We start from the raw sequence: 15,539 nt of genomic DNA on the forward strand, positions 1-15,539 counted from the left end.
TGCTTTCTGGTGTCGGTTCGAGTGGATGGGGGCGCGTCGTCGGTCAGCTCGTGGCGAAGGCGCGGGCGGCCTCGGGATCGATGCGAGCATCGTCGCCGGGCCCCGTTTTGATGGCGCTGCCGAGAATCGCGCCGTCGGATCCTGCCCTGGCGATCGCGATGTTGCCCAGGTTGACGCGTCCACCGATCAGAACGTCGATGTCGTCACCCACGGCCGCCTTGACCGCAGAAATGTCGGTCACGGCATCGGTCACTCCACTGTCTCGGGTCACGATGACCTTCGAGGCGCCACCGAACGACATGGCCTGCTGGGCCGCCCACACCACGTCGCCGGTGACGGCGCGGCTCGTGGCCTCGTGCGCGTCGGCCCAGACCTCCACCTCGGAGCCGAGCAGGCGGCGGAGCATGGCGACCCGGTGAGCACATCCCTCGATCCACCCGTCGGGGCCGGCCGAGACCCCGGTGAGGACCTTCACTCGAACGAACTGCGCGTCGATGGCGTGGGCGATCGACACGGATGTCTCGCCGTCGTTGTGTCCGGCGACGACACCGAGCGAGAGGTCGACGGCGTTCCGCACGGCGGCGCCGACGACGGCCATGGCGGCCACCGTCGCGGGACCCACGTGCACGGGCTGGGGGTTGTCGCTGGCGTCCTGGATCATGACATCGGTGAAGCCGGCGTCGGCCAGAACGCGCGCATCCTCGGCGGCGATGCGCGCGATCTCACGCACGGATGCGCCGCGATAGTTCGCGGCCCCGGGCAGGGGCGGAAGATGGATCACGCCCACAAGGCGGAAGGCGCTCACGGCTGCACGTCGATCTCGAAGGTCATGATCAAACGGTATACAGTTTGATGTTTCAGCCATGTTTCTGGCCGTAAACAACGTGTTACCGGCCCCGATTGTATTCAGTTGGCTGCACCATGCGATACGAACTGCGCTCATGCGCGCGCCGCGGTGATCGAATGGGCCACGTGTGGCCGTATCGGGAGCGCGGCCCTGGCTACTCCTCCACAGGCAACGTATAACTGCAATTGTCCACAGCCAGATCCCCTGATCATGACCAGAATACGTTCTCAATGCCGATGTCGGTGGCTGCTGTTCTACTTCTCGTATGGACCTCCGCGACGCATCCCTCGGCGACATCGCCGCGCGCCTGCTCGAGCTGCTCGATGAGCAGCGCGGCGCGGGTGCTGCGGGTGCTGCGGGTGGCGTCGGTGCTGCGGGTGGCGTCGTCGGCGATGAGCTCCTGGATGCTGTGCACGACTGGGAGGCCGTCGGCCGGGCCTCCGATGCGGCTCGCGTCTGGGCCGCCGCCGAGGTCGAGTACGAGTCGCGGCGCGAACTCGAGTCTGACGGGCTCGCCTACCGGCACGGGTTCGCGACGGGCAAGAAACTGCTCGCGGCCACGGCGAACGTGTCCGAGCGCACGGCCGGCGCGCGCATGATGCTGGGGCGGCAGGTGCGGTCGGTCACATCTCCCACGGGACTGCCGCTGGCCAGTCGTTTTCCGGCTGTCGAGCGGGCCATGTTCTCGGGCCGCATCGGTGTCGACGCGGCGTCGGTCATCTGCCGCACTCTCACCGAGGTGGTGACTCGCGTCGTGTGGTCCGCGGCGGTCGACGAGGCTGAACGGAGACTGGTCGATGCGGCGACAGAGAATGTGGTTCCCGGTGCTTCGGCCGCTGAGGAGTCCGCAGCCGACGGCGGCGAGTGTGATCGTGTCGACGCGACCCCGCGCTTCACCGTCGACGAGCTCGCCCGACTTGCGACACGCATCCGGGAACACCTCGACCCCGACGGGGCCGAACCTCGGGATGCCGTCAAGCAGCAGCTGCGCGGGTTCAGCTACCCGAAGGTGGGCGCCGACGGCATGGCGCGCGGGCGGTATGCGCTGCCGCCTCTGCAACTGGGAGTGTTTCTTGCGGCGGTCGACTCGATTCTGAGTCCACGCACGGGCGATCCGGTGGCGCCGCGGGCGGAGGGAGACGGCGACGCGGGCGTGAGTGCCGACGCTGCTGGGGATGAAGGGTCCGGCCGCGGCGCCGGCGCGGGCGACTATGTCGTCGTCGACACGCGTACCTCGGAGCAGAAGCTCCTCGACGCCGTGATGGCCCTCATCGAGCTGGCGGCCGCGTCGCCCGCGGCGTCGAGACTGAACGGCTTCGCGCCCACGATCAACGTGCACGTCTCCGTGAGCGACCTCGAGGCGGGGCGTGGGGTCGGCTGGATCGACGGCAGCACCGAACCGGTGCCCATGAGCACCGTCGAGATGCTCGCGTGCGACTCCGACATGATCGTCACGCTGTTCGGCTCCGACGGAGGTGTGCTGAACCAGGGCAAGGCCAAACGATTGGCCAGCCGCCGACAACGACGAGCCCTCGCCGCGCGCGACGGGGGCTGCGTGATTCCCGGATGCAGGGTGCCGCCATCGCGGTGTCAGGCGCACCACGTCGTGCCGTGGGTCAGCAGCAGCTTCCTCGCGGGCAGAACTGATCTCGACAACCTGGCGCTGCTGTGCCCGTTCCACCACGCCACGATCCACACCTCGGCGTGGCAACTCGAGATGATCCGCGGCAAGCCGCACGTGCGCGAGCCCGGATGGCGCGGGCGGCAGAATCCGGCACGCGCCGCAGGGCAGCAGAGGGTGGGTCGGCCGTGGTGACGTCTGTCAGGCGGGGCGAACGACGCGGGCGGCGGCATCCACGATGTCGTCGATGTGCGCGTCGACCGAGACGTCGGCTCCGATCTCGTCGGGTTCCAGCGGCTCGAACGCGGCCAGTTGCGAATCGAGCAGGGAGGCCGGCATGAAGTGGTCGGTACGGGCTCCCATGCGCGACGCGATCAGCTCGCGAGGCCCGGAGAGGGTGATGAAAACGGTCGACGGCTCCACAGCGCGAATCGTGTCGCGATACCTGCGCTTGAGCGCTGAGCACGCGAGAACGAGACCCGAGGCGTCGTGCTCGGCCAGAACCTCGCCGATGCGCACCAGCCAGGGCTCGCGATCGATGTCGGTGAGCGGCAGGCCGGCCGCCATCTTGGTGACGTTCGCCTCGGGGTGCAGCGAGTCGGCATCGATGAACGGAACCTCGAGGCGCTGGGCGAGCAGGGCTCCGACCGTCGACTTGCCTGACCCCGAGACGCCCCCGACGATCACGAGCTCATGGCCCGCGCTCTGGCCCGCCATCAGAGCTGGCCCTGGTAGCTGCTTCCCGCGGGAATCGGTGACAGCAGGGTGATCTCGGGTGCGGACTCGAGCAGGCCGACAAGGGTCGCGTTCATGCGGGCGACGATCTCGCCGGAGCCGTGGGCCTCGAGGTCGGCGGCCGAGCTCCACTTCTCGAGCATGATGATCGTTCCGTCGGGAGCGTCGTGAATCGCGTAGAGCTCGCATCCGGTCTCGGTGTGCACCTCGGCGATGCCCGCCGAGAGGGCCTTCACGAGTTCGTCTCTGGCGCCCTCGACAGGACGGAAGGTGACGGTGACGACGACTGCTTCAGACATGGGACTCCACGGGGTTGGGCGCAGCGCTGCTGCTGCGCGACACGAACTCGGCCTGCACCTCGATGAAACGCGGGCCTACAGGAAGTCTGCCCTGCATCCGGCCCAGAACAAGATCCACGGAGTGTCGTGCCAGCATGTCGATGGGCTGCCGTATGACGCTGAGCGGCGGCGACACCAGTTCCGTCCAGGGGTTGTCGTCGAACACGATCACCGAGAGCTCGCGCGGAATATCGATGCCCATCTGGTAGAGCTGGCGCATGCTCGACTGCACCTGCGCGGTGTTCGCCACGATGAGCCCGGTCGGCCGTTCGGCGAGAGGCAACGCGAGAAGGGCCGCCACGGCATCGGCACCGGCGTCGCCTCGAAAAGGCACGCCGCGAATGAGCGCCGCATCCGAGGGGATGCCGGCGGCCGCCAGAGCCGACTCGTACCCCGCGATGCGGGCGGTTCCCGTGGAGGTGGTGAGCGGCCCCGAGATCACGGCGATGCGACGGTGGCCGAGACCGATCAGATGCTCGGTGGCGCTTGCGGCCGAAGCCTCGTTGTGGATGCTGACGACGTCGGTGTTCTCGAGCGCAGCGATCGACCTGTCGACGAAGACGAGGTCGACTCCCAGGTCTTGCAGCCGTGACCACTTGTCGATGTTGCCGCCCGTGGGGGTCGCGATGACGCCTCCGACCGATCGGTCGAGCAGTGTGGCGAGGGTCTCGGCCTCGATGTGCGGGTCTTCCTGGGTGGTCATGAGCACCACCTGCACGCCGCGGCCACGCGCCTCCCAGACGATGCGGTCGGCGAGACGGGCGAAGAACGGGTTGGTGAGGTCGGCGAGAACGAGTCCGATCGTGAGGTTCGCCCCATTGAGTTCGCGAGCGGCCGCCCGGGGCCGGAATCCGAGTTCGGCGATCGCCGCGACGACCTTCTCGCGCGTGGCGACGGCGACCGAACCCTCATTGAGCACACGCGACACGACCGACACAGAGACGCCCGCGGCAGCGGCGACGTCTCTGATCGTTGGTGCCTTCTTCACGTGACTCCCTCGTCGCCGGCGTGCTGTCTACGATCGCTTCCCCCTGCCACAGCATAGGCCGCGAGCAGTTTCAGGCCCGTCGAAACCGGCTGTTGACACATCGTATCAGCCGATGGTACAAAAGTGGTACCGGTTCCAATCCGGGTGAATTCTTCACAATTTCACGCACACACCGCGACGAGGATGTCGTGAGGCCCCCGGCCTCTGGTCCTCCGCCGCAAATCGCACGGATCAGAGAGGTCAACGTGAATCTGCACAAACTGCTCGAAGAACGAGAGAGCGACGGCAAGCCCATCCGGATCGGGCTCATCGGCGCCGGCCGCTACGGCACGATGTACCTGTCGCAGGCCCGCAACATCCCGGGCGTGCACGTCGTGGCCATCGCCGACATCAATGTCGAGCGGGCCAAGGGAGCCTTCGCCCTCGTCGACTGGCCCGCTGACCAGATGGCGGCGGACATCCCCGAGGCCCTCGCCAACCGCACCACGACGATCGTCGCCGACGCCTCGTTGCTCTTCGACGCCGACATCGACGTGATCGTCGAGGCGACCGGCAACCCGATCGTCGGCATCCGCCACGCGCTGGCCGCCATAGAGACCGGCAAGCACATCATCATGGTCACCGTCGAGGCGGATGCCCTCGCGGGGCCGGCTCTGCAGAAACGGGCCGAGAAGGCCGGGGTCGTCTATTCCATGGCTTACGGAGACCAGCCCGCCCTCATCATGGAGCTCGTCGACTGGGCCCGCACCAGCGGCTTCGACGTGGTCTGCGCCGGAAAGGGCGCCAAATTCCTCGAGCACTACCACCAGATGAACCCCGACAACGTCTGGGAGAACTGGGAGTTCTCGAAGGAGCTCACCGACTCCGGCCAACTCAACCCCTATATGCACACGAGCTTCCGTGACGGTACGAAGGCGGCCATTGAGATGGCGGCCGTGGCCAACGCGGCGGGGCTCGTGCCCTCAGACGAAGGTCTCACCTTCACCCCCGGCGACGTCGAGGAGATCGCGACGATCAGCCGCCCGCGCTCCCTCGGCGGCGCCCTCGCCCACGAAGGCACGGTCGACGTGATGTCGAGCGTGAACCGCGACGGCTCCTGGATTCCTCACAACACCCAGGAGGGCGTGTACGTCGTCGTGAAGGCGACCAATGCCTACGTCTCGACGTGCTTCGACGAGTACCCGTGGCATCCGGACCCCACCAAGCAGTACGCGGCGCTCTATCGGCCGTACCACTACGTCGGTCTCGAGCTGAACGTGTCGATTGCGAATGCGGCCCTGCGCGGCATCTCGACCGGGCAGCCGGAGGGCTTCTACGGAGACGTCGTCGCGACCGCGAAGAAAGACCTGAAGGCGGGCGAGTTCCTCGACGGCGAAGGCGGCTACACGGTGTACGGAAAGCTCGTCTCGGCGAAGCACTCCGTGGCCACCGGCGCCCTGCCCGTCGCGCTCGCCCACCACGTGGAGCTGCGCAACGACGTCGCCCAGGGCGAGACCGTCGGCTGGGACGACGTGATCATGGACGACTCGCTCGCCGAGGCCCTCGAACTGCGCCGCGAGACCGAGGCGCTGCTCGTCGACGACTCCGTTCTCTCTCGCTAGCAGGAACGACCCTCCAGAACGACCCGCAGACACGACCCGCCAGAACGACCAGCACGACCGCACCACTATCACCACCCGGGGATCATCCTCTCCCCGACGACCGCACCGGATGCGACTGCGAGAATCGATCTCGAGCAGTCGGTGTGCGGCATCCTCACCCCATCCACACAGCACGACAGATCCTTCCAATGAAGAAAGGGACCTCATGAAGATCCGCACCCTGGGCGTCGCCCTGGCCGGAGGAGCAGCGCTCGTGCTGCTCGCCGGCTGCACCGCATCCCCCGACGGAGACACCGGCTCTGCATCCGGCTCGGCAGACTCGATCACCTCGCTCGTCGACGCGTCGAAGACCACCGACGTCGACGACGTCACCGCCGAACTCGGCGACCCGACAGTTCCCGATGGAGCCAAGCTCTGCTACGTGACCCGCACGCTCTCGAACGAGTTCTGGGGCTACGAGCGCGACGGCTTCGAGAACCGCGCCAAGGAGCTCGGCGTCGACTTCCAGACCTTCGACGTGACCGACGAGTCATCCATCACCGAGCAGCTCGACAAGGCCAAGAGCGCCATGAACCAGGGCTGCTCCGCCATTCTCGCGTCACCGATCTCGGCAACGGGCCTCGACTCGATCTTCGAGTCCGCCCTGTCCGAGGGCATCCCCGCCGTCGTGCTCAACGACGCCAAGAGCAGCATCCCCGGCGTGGTGTACGTGGGTCCCGACGCGACCACGATCGGTGCCACGGCCGCCGACTACATCGCCGACAAGCTGCCCGACGGCGGTAAGGTCGCGATGATCGAGGGCGACCCCGGATCGAGCAACGCGATCAACCGCGGAGACGGCTTCACCAAGCAGATCGCCACGCACCCGAACCTCGAGATCGTGGCCTCGCAGACCGCCTCGTGGGACCAGACCAAGGCCCAGGAGATCGCCACCACGATGCTCACCGCCAACCCTGACATCAAGGCGTTCTACTCGCAGAACGACGGGATGGCACTGGGCGTGCAGGCCGCGATCGACGCGAAGGGCCTCACCGGCCAGGTGCTGCTCGTGGGAACCGACGGTATTCCGCAGGCGAAGAAGCAGATCGCCAACGGCGGCTTCACCGCGACCGTGAGCGAGCGGCCCACTACGGAAGGCGCCACCGGCGTCGACGTTGCCCTGTGGTTGCTCGACGGCAAGAAGGTTCCCGGCTGGGTCGACGTTCCCGCTTTCATCGTGGACTCGGCGAACGTGGCCGACTACCCGACCGGCATGCCGTAACCCACCCCCGAGTCGGCGGGCGCCCACCCGGGCGCCCACCGACATCCACTCTGTCGTCGCGCGCGACGAGACCCCACCCATCGCATTCCACCCGACGCACCAGACCCGACGCACAGGAAGGTGAACCCATGGCCGACACAGCCGAGCATCTGCTCGTGGTTCGCGACATCGCCAAGTCGTTCCCCGGAGTTCGCGCCCTCGACGGCGTGAGCTTCACCCTCGAACGAGGAGAGATCCGCACGCTGGCCGGCGAGAACGGGGCGGGCAAGAGCACCCTCCTGGGCATCCTCGGCGGCGCGCTTCGGCCCGACCGCGGCTCGATCACCATCGACGGGGTGCGCCGCATGGAGTACACCTCGCGCCGCGCCCTCGCCGAGGGCGTGCGCATCGCCCAGCAGGAGCCGGCCATCGTGCCGCAGCTGAGTGTCGAGCAGAACCTGCTGCTCGGCCTCAGCCGAAGGCAGCGCAGGGAGTCGTCCGACGACATCGAGCGAGCACTCAAAGACGTGGCCCAGATGGGCTTCCCGATGGATGCGCGAACGCCGGTCTCGCGGCTCAGTCCCGCACAGCGGCACGCGCTCACGATCGCCCGGGCCTTCGCGTTCGGCGCGAAGATCGTGGCCCTCGACGAGCCGACCACGAGCATGCTCGAGCACAACGTGGCCGAGGTGCTCTCGCGAGTGCGGGAGATCGCCCACGGCCGCGGGGTCGGTGTGATCTACGTGTCGCACAAGATGCCCGAGGTCATGAGCGTCTCCGACACCGTGGTGGTGCTGCGCGACGGCAAGCCCGCCTTCGACCGGCCCATCACCGAGACGTCGTCGGACGACATCGTGCGGCGCATGGTCGGCCGCGAGCTGCTCTCATTCGAGCGGCAGCATCCCGTCGACGCGTCGGCGCCCGTGCACTTCGAGGCCACCGGCGTGAGCCATCCGACCGGCGTCGGCCCTCTCTCCATCTCGGTCAGAAAGGGCGAGGTCGTGGGCATCGCCGGCCTCGTCGGATCGGGCCGGACCGAATTCCTGCGGTCGATCATCCGGGCCGACGAGGGGTCGCGCAGCAGCGTGACGATCGGCGGCAAGCCGGTGAAGATCAGGTCGCCGCGCGACAGCCGCTCGGCCGGCATCGCGTTCATCCCCGAAGACCGCAAAGCCCAGGGGCTCGTGCTGCAGACGCCCGCCTTCGCCAACGTGGCCCTCACGGCCGACGGGCAGCTCAATGGCATCGGACCCTTCATCAGCACGAAGAAGCAGGTCGCCATGGCCGAGGCGATGGGCAAGCGTATGTCGCTGCGCCCCGCCAACGTGAGACTCAACGCCCGGCAGTTCTCGGGGGGAAACCAGCAGAAGATCGTGATCGCCAAGTGGATCTGGCTCGGAGCCAGCGTCTACCTCTTCGACGAGCCCACCAAGGGAGTCGATGTGGGAGGCAAGGTCGAGATCTACGAACTCATCGACCAGCTGGCCTCCGAGGGCAACGCCGTGATCGTTGTCTCGAGCGACCTTCCCGAGATCATCTCGATCAGCGATCGGGTGCTCGTGATGAAGGCCGGGCAGTTCGTCTCGGAGCACACCGGCGCCGACATCAACGAACACAGCATCGTGGCGAACGCCATGGGTGTGACAGCGAAAGGAACATCATGACCAGCGGCACCCCCGACGGAGTCGCCGTGCGACCCCGCAGGCAGATCAACTTCCAGGCGCTCGGCATCTACATCGCCGCGATCGTCCTGTTCATCGTTCTCGGCCTCCTCAACCCCAACTTCCTGACCGCGGGCAACCTGCGCGACGTCGCGGTGTCGGCGAGTGTGAACGCCATCATCGGCATCGGCCTCACGTTCGTGATCATCACGGGCGGCATCGACCTGTCGGTGGGCGCGATCGCCAGCTTCGTGGGCATCGTCAGCGCCACGCTCATGGTCAACGGAGGGGTGCCGCCCACCCTCGGCCTTCTGGCCGGCATCGTGCTGGGTCTGCTCTGCGGCGCGGTGAACGGGCTGCTGATCACCAAACTGAGGCTCCCTCCGTTCATCGCCACGCTCGGAACGATGAGCGTCTTCCAGGGCTGCGCCTATGTGGCCACCAACGGCAAGCCGGTCTACGACGTGCCGAAGGAGTTCGTGCTGCTGCTGAACAGCTACGTGATCGGCATTCCCGTCGTCGTGATCGTCGTGGCGATCGTCGCCATCGGCGCGGGGCTGCTGCTGCGCAAGACGGTGTTCGGGCAGAACGTGATCGCGGTGGGCGGCAGCGAGGAGACCGCGTGGCTCTCCGGCGTTCGCGTGCACCGCGTCAAGATCGCCGTCTACTGCATCGCCGGCGGGCTCTCCGCGCTCGGCGGTCTTGTGATCGTGGCCCGCATCAACGCCGCTCAACCGGATGCCGGTGCCCCGTACCAGCTCACAGCCATCGCGGCGGCCGTCATCGGCGGCGCCAACCTCATGGGAGGCGAGGGCCGCATCGCCGGCACGCTCGTCGGTGCCGTGATCCTCGGCGCCCTCACCAACGGTCTCGTGCTGCTGAACGTTCCGAGCTTCTACGAGCAGATCGTCACCGGCCTCGTCGTGCTCATCGCGGTGTCGCTCGACCAGGGCAGCAAGGGCTGGCCGATGCTCAAGCGCAGCAACAAGAAAGATCTCACGGCCGCGCCTCCGACGGCCTCGACCCCGGCCGTGCGCGCGTGACGGCCTCGGCCGCAACCGGAGCGCCTTCGCCCGGGCCGCTCGCGTCGCTCGACGGGGCCGCCGTTCTCGTGACCGGCGGCTCCGGCCTCATCGGACGTGCGGCCGTGGCGGCCCTCGTCTCTGAGGGCGCGCGGGTCACGGTCTTCGACCGGGCGGATGCGGCGGACGCCGGCCTGCCGGCGGCATCCATCACCGTCATCGGCGGCGACGTCACCGACCAGCCCTCCGTGCGTGCCGCGGTGCAGGGCATGGATGCCGTGGTGCACCTCGGCGGGTACGCGGGTCTGGGCATGGCCGACGCGGTCGAGACCTACCGGGTCAACACCGTCGGAACCTTCACCGTGCTGGCCGAAGCTGCGGCGGCCGGTGTGAGGAAGATCGTCTACGCGTCCAGCATCAACGCCAACGGATACCCGCTCGGAAGCGACGAGGTGCTGCCGCCCGTCTTCCCCTACGACGAAGACGCCGCCCCGCACGTCTCCGACGAGTACTCGCTGTCGAAGCAGGCCGGAGAGCACGCCGCGCTGATGGTCGCGGCGCGCTGGCACGCGTCGGTCACGGGCCTCCGCTTTCCGTTGGTGCGCGACATCACGGCCGACGGCGGCCGCACCTTCGGGGCGCATCTGCGCGCGGCCCTCGGCTCCGATCCGCGGAGGCAGGCTGCCGAGGGCTGGAGCTACCTCGACGTTTCGGATGCGGGGCGTTCGATCGTGGCGGCCCTGCTGCACGAGACCCCGGCGGCCCCCGGAATCCTGGTCGCCGCGCCCCTGACCTATCTGACCACGCCGACCGAGGATGCGCTCGACCTGTTCGCCGCTTCCGTGGTGCGCCGCCCGATCGCCGGCCGTGGGGTGGGGCTCGAACTGCGCCGTTCGCGCGAGCTGCTCGGCTTCGAGGCCTCGGTGCTGCTCGACGAGGTCGCGCCCGAGCAGCTCGTCGACCTCGCATCGTTCGAGCCGTCGCGCGACCCTTCGCGCGACGGCTCGGGCGAAGGGTCGGCATGAGCGTCTCGCTGCTGGGACTCGGGCCGATGGGCGAGCCGATGGCGCGCAATCTGCTGGCCGGTCTCGGGTCGCTCACTGTGTGGAATCGCACCGCATCCAAGACCGACGGCCTCGAGGCGCTGGGCGCCGTTGTCGCCGCGACCCCGCGCGAGGCCGCGGCCGATGTGACCCTCACGGTGCTGCCCGATCTGCCGCAGCTGCGCGAGCTGCTCGACGGCCACGACGGCCTGCTGGCCGGATGGGCCGAGCGCGGCATCGAGCATCCGATTCTCGTGGTGCACGGAACCGTCTCGCCCGTCGCCGTGGCCGACTTCGCCGCCGAGCTGGCCCGCGTGCACGGCGTGGCCGTGGTGGATGCGCCGCTGAGCGGGGGCACGGTCGGCGCGCACGACGGCACGCTCAGCATCATGGTCGGGGGAGACCCGTCGGTGCTGCCCATAGTGCTCCCGCTGTTCACCCATGTGGGCAGGACCGTGCGCGTGCTCGGCGGCAGTGGAGCCGGCGAGCTCGCGAAGGCGTGCAACCAGATCGTCGTCGCCGGAGTCGTGAGCGCCGTGTCGGAGGCGATGCTGTTGGCGAGGTCGTCGGGACTCGACCTGGCCGTGCTGCGCGAACTGCTGCAGGGCGGCCTCGCCGCCACTGCGGTGCTGCGGCAGAAGGGTGACAACTGGATCGACGAGGACTTCGCCGCCGGAGGCAGTGCGAAGAACCAGCTGAAGGACCTGAGATTCATCGAGGAGGCGACGCGCGAGAGGGGACTCGCCCTGCCGGTGACCGCGGCGGTGACCGACCTTTTCCAGGAGATGATCGACGAGGGGCTCGGAGAGCTCGATCACACCGGGGTGTACCTCACGATCGAAGGGCGGGGAGCGCGCGATGACTGAGCCGACGAATGGGCCGAAGACTGAGCTGACGAATGGGCCGATGACGGAGCCCGCGTCCGGGCTGCAGATCGTGGATGCGCATCACCACCTCACGGATCTGAGCCGTTCGTACCCGTGGCTCGAGGGGCCGGTCGAACCGTTCCGTTATCACGGCGACGACCGCCCGCTGCGGCGATCGTACTCGCTCGACGACTACCTCGCCGACACCCGGGGGTACTCGCTCATCGGGTCGGTGCACATCGAGAACGGCGCGGCGTCGCCGATCGACGAGACGCAGTGGATCGCCGACGTCGCGGCCGAGCGGGGCCTGCCGAGCGCGCATGTCGCGAAGGTGTCGCTGCTCGACTCGGATGCCCCGGCGCAGTTGCGCGCGCACGCCGGGTTCGGCATCGTGCGGGGCATCCGCGACATCCTGAACTGGCACCCCGACCCGGTGTACACGCACCGCGACCGGGCCGACGTCATGGCCGACCCCGTGTGGCGAGCGAACTTCGCGCTGCTCGGCGAACTCGGTCTGTCATTCGACCTGCAGGTCTTTCCGTCGCAGCTGCTGGAGGCCGCGGAACTGGCGGCCGAACATCCGGAGGTGCGCATCGTTCTCGACCACGCGGGCATGCCGATCGGGCGCGACCGTACGTCGCGGTCGGAGTGGGCCGCGGGGATGCGGGCGCTCGCGGCGAGGGAGAACGTGGTGACCAAGGTGTCGGCGCTGGGAACGAACGACCACGACTGGACGAGGGAGTCGATCGCACCCTTCGTGCTCGAGACCATCGACATCTTCGGGCCGTCGCGCACGATGTTCGGCAGCAACTTTCCCGTCGACAGCCTGTACTCGGGTTTCGGTGAGCTGTTCGGCGCGTTCGACGAGCTGACAACCGGTCTGTCCCGCGAGGATCGGCACAAGCTGTTCGTGGGCACGGCGACGCGGGCGTACAGGCTCTGAGTGCGCGGCAGGCCTACGAAGCCGGCGCCGCCGTGGAGTCGCGCACGATCAGCTTCGAGGCCAGTCGCACCGTGGGACTCGCGACTTCTTCGCCCGCGGCGAGCTTGAGCAGCAGGCGCGTGGCCTCGGCCGCCATGCTCGACAGGGGCTGGCGCACCGTCGTGAGCTGCGGGCTGACCCACCGGCACAGGTCGACGTCGTCGAAGCCGACCACCGACAGATCTTCGGGGATGCGCAGCCCGCGCTCCCTGGCGGCGAGGTACACGCCGTAGGCCTGCTCGTCCGAGCCGCTGATGATGGCGGTCGGCCTGTCGGTCAGGTCGAGCAGTTCACCGCCGAAGCGCTGGCCGCCCGCGATGAGCGAGTCGCCCTGGCGCACAAGGGAAGGGTCGGCTGCGATGCCTGCTCGCCCGAGGGCCGAGGTGTAGCCGTCGAGCCTGTCCTGGTGGCACTCGAGGGTGATGGGGCCGGTGATGAAGCCGATGCGGCGATGCCCCAGGGCGAGCAGATGCTCCGTGGCCTCGCGCCCGCCCACCCAGTCGGTGGCCGATACGGTGACGAACGACTCGGTGTCGGAGCCGATCGGGTCGATGGCGACGACGGGAACCTGCAGGCGCGACAGTTCCCTTCTGGCCTGCGGTTCGAGCTCCGACACGACCAGCACCACGCCGTCGGTGCCCCGGGCCGAGATGCGCTCGATCCAGTCGGGCGATCCGGCCGGTCTGCCGTCGGTGGCGTTGAGAACCAGGTCGGCGCCGGCGCGCGCCGCCTCGGCCTGGGCGCCGCGCAGCAGCTCGGTGGCCCACTGCGTCTCGAGGCTCGAGATGACGAAGTCGATGAGCGGTGTGCCCCGCCGCGGTTTGCGGCGCGCGTAGCCCCGGTCTTCGAGCAGGCGCTCGATCTCTTCGCGCTTGGGCGCCGAGATGCCGGGCTTGCCATTCAGCACCCGCGACACGGTGGGGATCGACACCCCCGCCGCCTCGGCGATCTGGGCGAGGGTCGCTCCTGCTTCAGGCATGGGCCCCTCCTCTCGACATGAACTCTCTCGATATGAATTTCGATCACATTTAGCCAACCCCGTTGACTCGTGAACTGCCCCCAGCCTACACTGCTGATTACGCAACTTACGCAAAAGTTGCGCAGCAAGTTTCAGGTAAGTTCATTCGCAAAGCTCACGCACCCCCGCGTCAGAGTTGCGTACAGGTTCTACTGGCGATCCGCAGAGACGCGGAGACTAAGAGGAGAAACAGTGTCAAAGCAGACATTCGGATGGCGCCGCAGCAGCGCCATCGTCGTGGCCGGTCTGGCGGCCCTATCGCTCGTCGCCTGCTCGGGCGGCGGTGGCGGAAGCTCGGCCGACGCGGGCTCGGCGAGCGAAGGTTCGATCACCTGGTGGGGCTGGACCCCCGACAAGCCGCTGGCCGACAAGCTCATCGCCTCGTTCAACGAGGAGTACCCCGACATCGAGGTCGAGTTCGTCTCGAAGCCGATCGACACCTACGACTCGGTTCTCGGCCCGGCGATCACCTCGTCTGACGGACCGGATGTCTTCAACGTCGCCCCGGGATCGGCCAACGGAGGCGTCAACACGTTCCAGGCCGGAGCCATCGACCTGGCCCCCGCGGTGGAGGAGGCCCTCGGGTCGGGCTGGAAAGACAAGCTGGCCGCATCCGGAGTCGACGGACTGAGCGTCGACGGCAAGGTCGTGGGCCTGTCGGCCGGCGCCGTCTACTCGGGCAGCGTGTGGATCAACAAGGACATCTTCGACAAGAACGGCCTCACGCCCCCGACCACCTACGACGAGTGGGTGCAGGTCTGCCAGACGCTCGAGGCCGCCGGCCAGGGATGCTTCGTGCAGGGCGCGGGCCAGTGGGCGTTCGACATGGACACCTTCGAGGCGATCATGCAGAACATCGAGCCCGGTGCGTACGCCAAGGCGTCGCGCGGCGAGATGGACTACACCGACCCCGCCTTCGAGAAGGGCATGGACATCTGGAAGTCGATGTTCGACGACGGCATCATGCAGGAGGGCGCGATCGGGCTGCAGCAGTACCCCGACGCCAACAACGCATTCATGTCGCAGAAGTACGCCATGGTCATGATGGGCAGCTGGTACACGCAGTACACCGTGCGCGACTCGATGGTCGCCGCGATGGAGGCCGCCGGGGTCGCGAACCCCGAGCCGTTCACGATGATCCCGATCCAGTTCCCGGATGTCGCGGGAACAGGCAACACGGGTGAGATGTTCGGCGACGCCGACTACGGACTCGCGGTCAGCGCCAAGAGCGACCAGCAGGCGGCGGCCACGACCTTCGCGACCTGGCTGACGACATCCGAGGCCGGCCAGGGCGCCGTCGCCGACACGCTCAACGACATCCCGTCGCTGAACGGCGTGCAGCCCGAGTGGGACGGCATCGACCTGGTCAACCCGGATGCGCAGCTCGACGCGCTCAAGGAGTACACCGACATCGCCGGCAGTGCGACGGAACCGCGCTTCGCCTCGGTGAGCGCCGACCTGAACACCGCCTTCCGAGACGCCCTCATCGGCGTCGCCACCGGCGACCAGACCGCGAAGCAGGCCCTAGAGGCGCTGCAGGCCGTGGTCGACAAGCAGAAGTAGCGCACCACCTCGGG

Annotated in this window: 14 protein-coding genes; 9 read left to right on the forward strand and 5 right to left on the reverse strand. The window is 68.1% G+C overall.

Features of this window, described 5'->3' with window-relative positions; genetic code table 11:
- Nucleotides 1–43: 43 nt before the first annotated feature.
- Nucleotides 44–805, reverse strand: a complete 762-nt coding sequence (locus ASF51_RS04930; RefSeq protein ID WP_162236922.1) for a BtpA/SgcQ family protein — start codon at nucleotides 803–805, stop codon at nucleotides 44–46.
- Between the two features lie 307 nt (nucleotides 806–1,112).
- On the opposite strand from ASF51_RS04930, the gene ASF51_RS04935 reads away from it, so the two are divergent.
- Entirely contained in the window at nucleotides 1,113–2,663 is a 1,551-nt protein-coding gene (locus ASF51_RS04935; protein WP_055925973.1) for an HNH endonuclease signature motif containing protein, read from the forward strand.
- A 6-nt stretch (nucleotides 2,664–2,669) separates the two neighbouring features.
- Here ASF51_RS04935 and ASF51_RS04940 read toward each other — a convergent pair whose 3' ends face one another.
- From ASF51_RS04940 to ASF51_RS04950, 3 genes are read right to left on the reverse strand one after another with little or no spacing between them, the layout of a single operon-like run.
- Complete coding sequence (locus ASF51_RS04940; RefSeq protein ID WP_055925976.1) at nucleotides 2,670–3,185, reverse strand: gluconokinase; 516 nt, start codon at nucleotides 3,183–3,185, stop codon at nucleotides 2,670–2,672.
- Nucleotides 3,185–3,502 (reverse strand): putative quinol monooxygenase, encoded by a 318-nt coding sequence (locus tag ASF51_RS04945; RefSeq protein WP_055925978.1) that lies wholly within the window; start codon nucleotides 3,500–3,502, stop codon nucleotides 3,185–3,187. Before ASF51_RS04945 ends, ASF51_RS04940 begins: the two co-directional genes overlap by 1 nt.
- Entirely contained in the window at nucleotides 3,495–4,529 is a 1,035-nt protein-coding gene (locus ASF51_RS04950) for a substrate-binding domain-containing protein (protein ID WP_055925981.1), read from the reverse strand. Before ASF51_RS04950 ends, ASF51_RS04945 begins: the two co-directional genes overlap by 8 nt.
- Nucleotides 4,530–4,774: 245 nt before the next feature.
- Between ASF51_RS04950 and ASF51_RS04955 the strand changes: the two genes are divergently transcribed.
- The 7 genes from ASF51_RS04955 (at nucleotide 4,775) to ASF51_RS04985 (ending at nucleotide 12,905) form a co-directional block, all read left to right on the forward strand.
- Nucleotides 4,775–6,130: an NAD(P)H-dependent oxidoreductase gene (locus tag ASF51_RS04955; protein WP_055925984.1), complete on the forward strand. Its 1,356-nt coding sequence runs from the start codon at nucleotides 4,775–4,777 to the stop codon at nucleotides 6,128–6,130.
- 205 nt (nucleotides 6,131–6,335) lie between these two features.
- Nucleotides 6,336–7,391 carry a substrate-binding domain-containing protein gene (locus tag ASF51_RS04960; RefSeq protein ID WP_055925987.1) on the forward strand — a complete coding sequence of 352 codons (1,056 nt, stop codon included), beginning with the start codon at nucleotides 6,336–6,338 and terminating at the stop codon, nucleotides 7,389–7,391.
- A gap of 128 nt (nucleotides 7,392–7,519) precedes the next feature.
- Nucleotides 7,520–9,034: a sugar ABC transporter ATP-binding protein gene (locus ASF51_RS04965; protein WP_055925990.1), complete on the forward strand. Its 1,515-nt coding sequence runs from the start codon at nucleotides 7,520–7,522 to the stop codon at nucleotides 9,032–9,034.
- The gene (locus ASF51_RS04970) at nucleotides 9,031–10,074 is read left to right on the forward strand and encodes an ABC transporter permease (protein ID WP_055925993.1); all 1,044 of its coding nucleotides are present in this window, start codon (nucleotides 9,031–9,033) and stop codon (nucleotides 10,072–10,074) included. The genes ASF51_RS04965 and ASF51_RS04970 overlap by 4 nt, the downstream gene beginning before the upstream one ends.
- The gene (locus ASF51_RS04975; RefSeq protein WP_055925996.1) at nucleotides 10,071–11,078 is read left to right on the forward strand and encodes an NAD(P)-dependent oxidoreductase; all 1,008 of its coding nucleotides are present in this window, start codon (nucleotides 10,071–10,073) and stop codon (nucleotides 11,076–11,078) included. The genes ASF51_RS04970 and ASF51_RS04975 overlap by 4 nt, the downstream gene beginning before the upstream one ends.
- Nucleotides 11,075–11,962 carry an NAD(P)-dependent oxidoreductase gene (locus ASF51_RS04980; RefSeq protein WP_055925999.1) on the forward strand — a complete coding sequence of 296 codons (888 nt, stop codon included), beginning with the start codon at nucleotides 11,075–11,077 and terminating at the stop codon, nucleotides 11,960–11,962. The genes ASF51_RS04975 and ASF51_RS04980 overlap by 4 nt, the downstream gene beginning before the upstream one ends.
- A gap of 40 nt (nucleotides 11,963–12,002) precedes the next feature.
- A complete protein-coding gene (locus tag ASF51_RS04985; protein ID WP_055926001.1) occupies nucleotides 12,003–12,905 on the forward strand; it encodes an amidohydrolase in 903 nt (300 codons plus the stop codon).
- Between the two features lie 13 nt (nucleotides 12,906–12,918).
- Here the strand turns inward: ASF51_RS04985 and ASF51_RS04990 are convergent, their stop codons facing one another.
- Nucleotides 12,919–14,037: a LacI family DNA-binding transcriptional regulator gene (locus ASF51_RS04990; protein ID WP_255354403.1), complete on the reverse strand. Its 1,119-nt coding sequence runs from the start codon at nucleotides 14,035–14,037 to the stop codon at nucleotides 12,919–12,921.
- A gap of 117 nt (nucleotides 14,038–14,154) precedes the next feature.
- On the opposite strand from ASF51_RS04990, the gene ASF51_RS04995 reads away from it, so the two are divergent.
- Nucleotides 14,155–15,525, forward strand: a complete 1,371-nt coding sequence (locus tag ASF51_RS04995; RefSeq protein ID WP_055926005.1) for an ABC transporter substrate-binding protein — start codon at nucleotides 14,155–14,157, stop codon at nucleotides 15,523–15,525.
- Nucleotides 15,526–15,539 lie beyond the last annotated feature (14 nt).

This window comes from Agreia sp. Leaf283, from assembly GCF_001422485.1.
Lineage (GTDB): Bacteria > Actinomycetota > Actinomycetes > Actinomycetales > Microbacteriaceae > Agreia.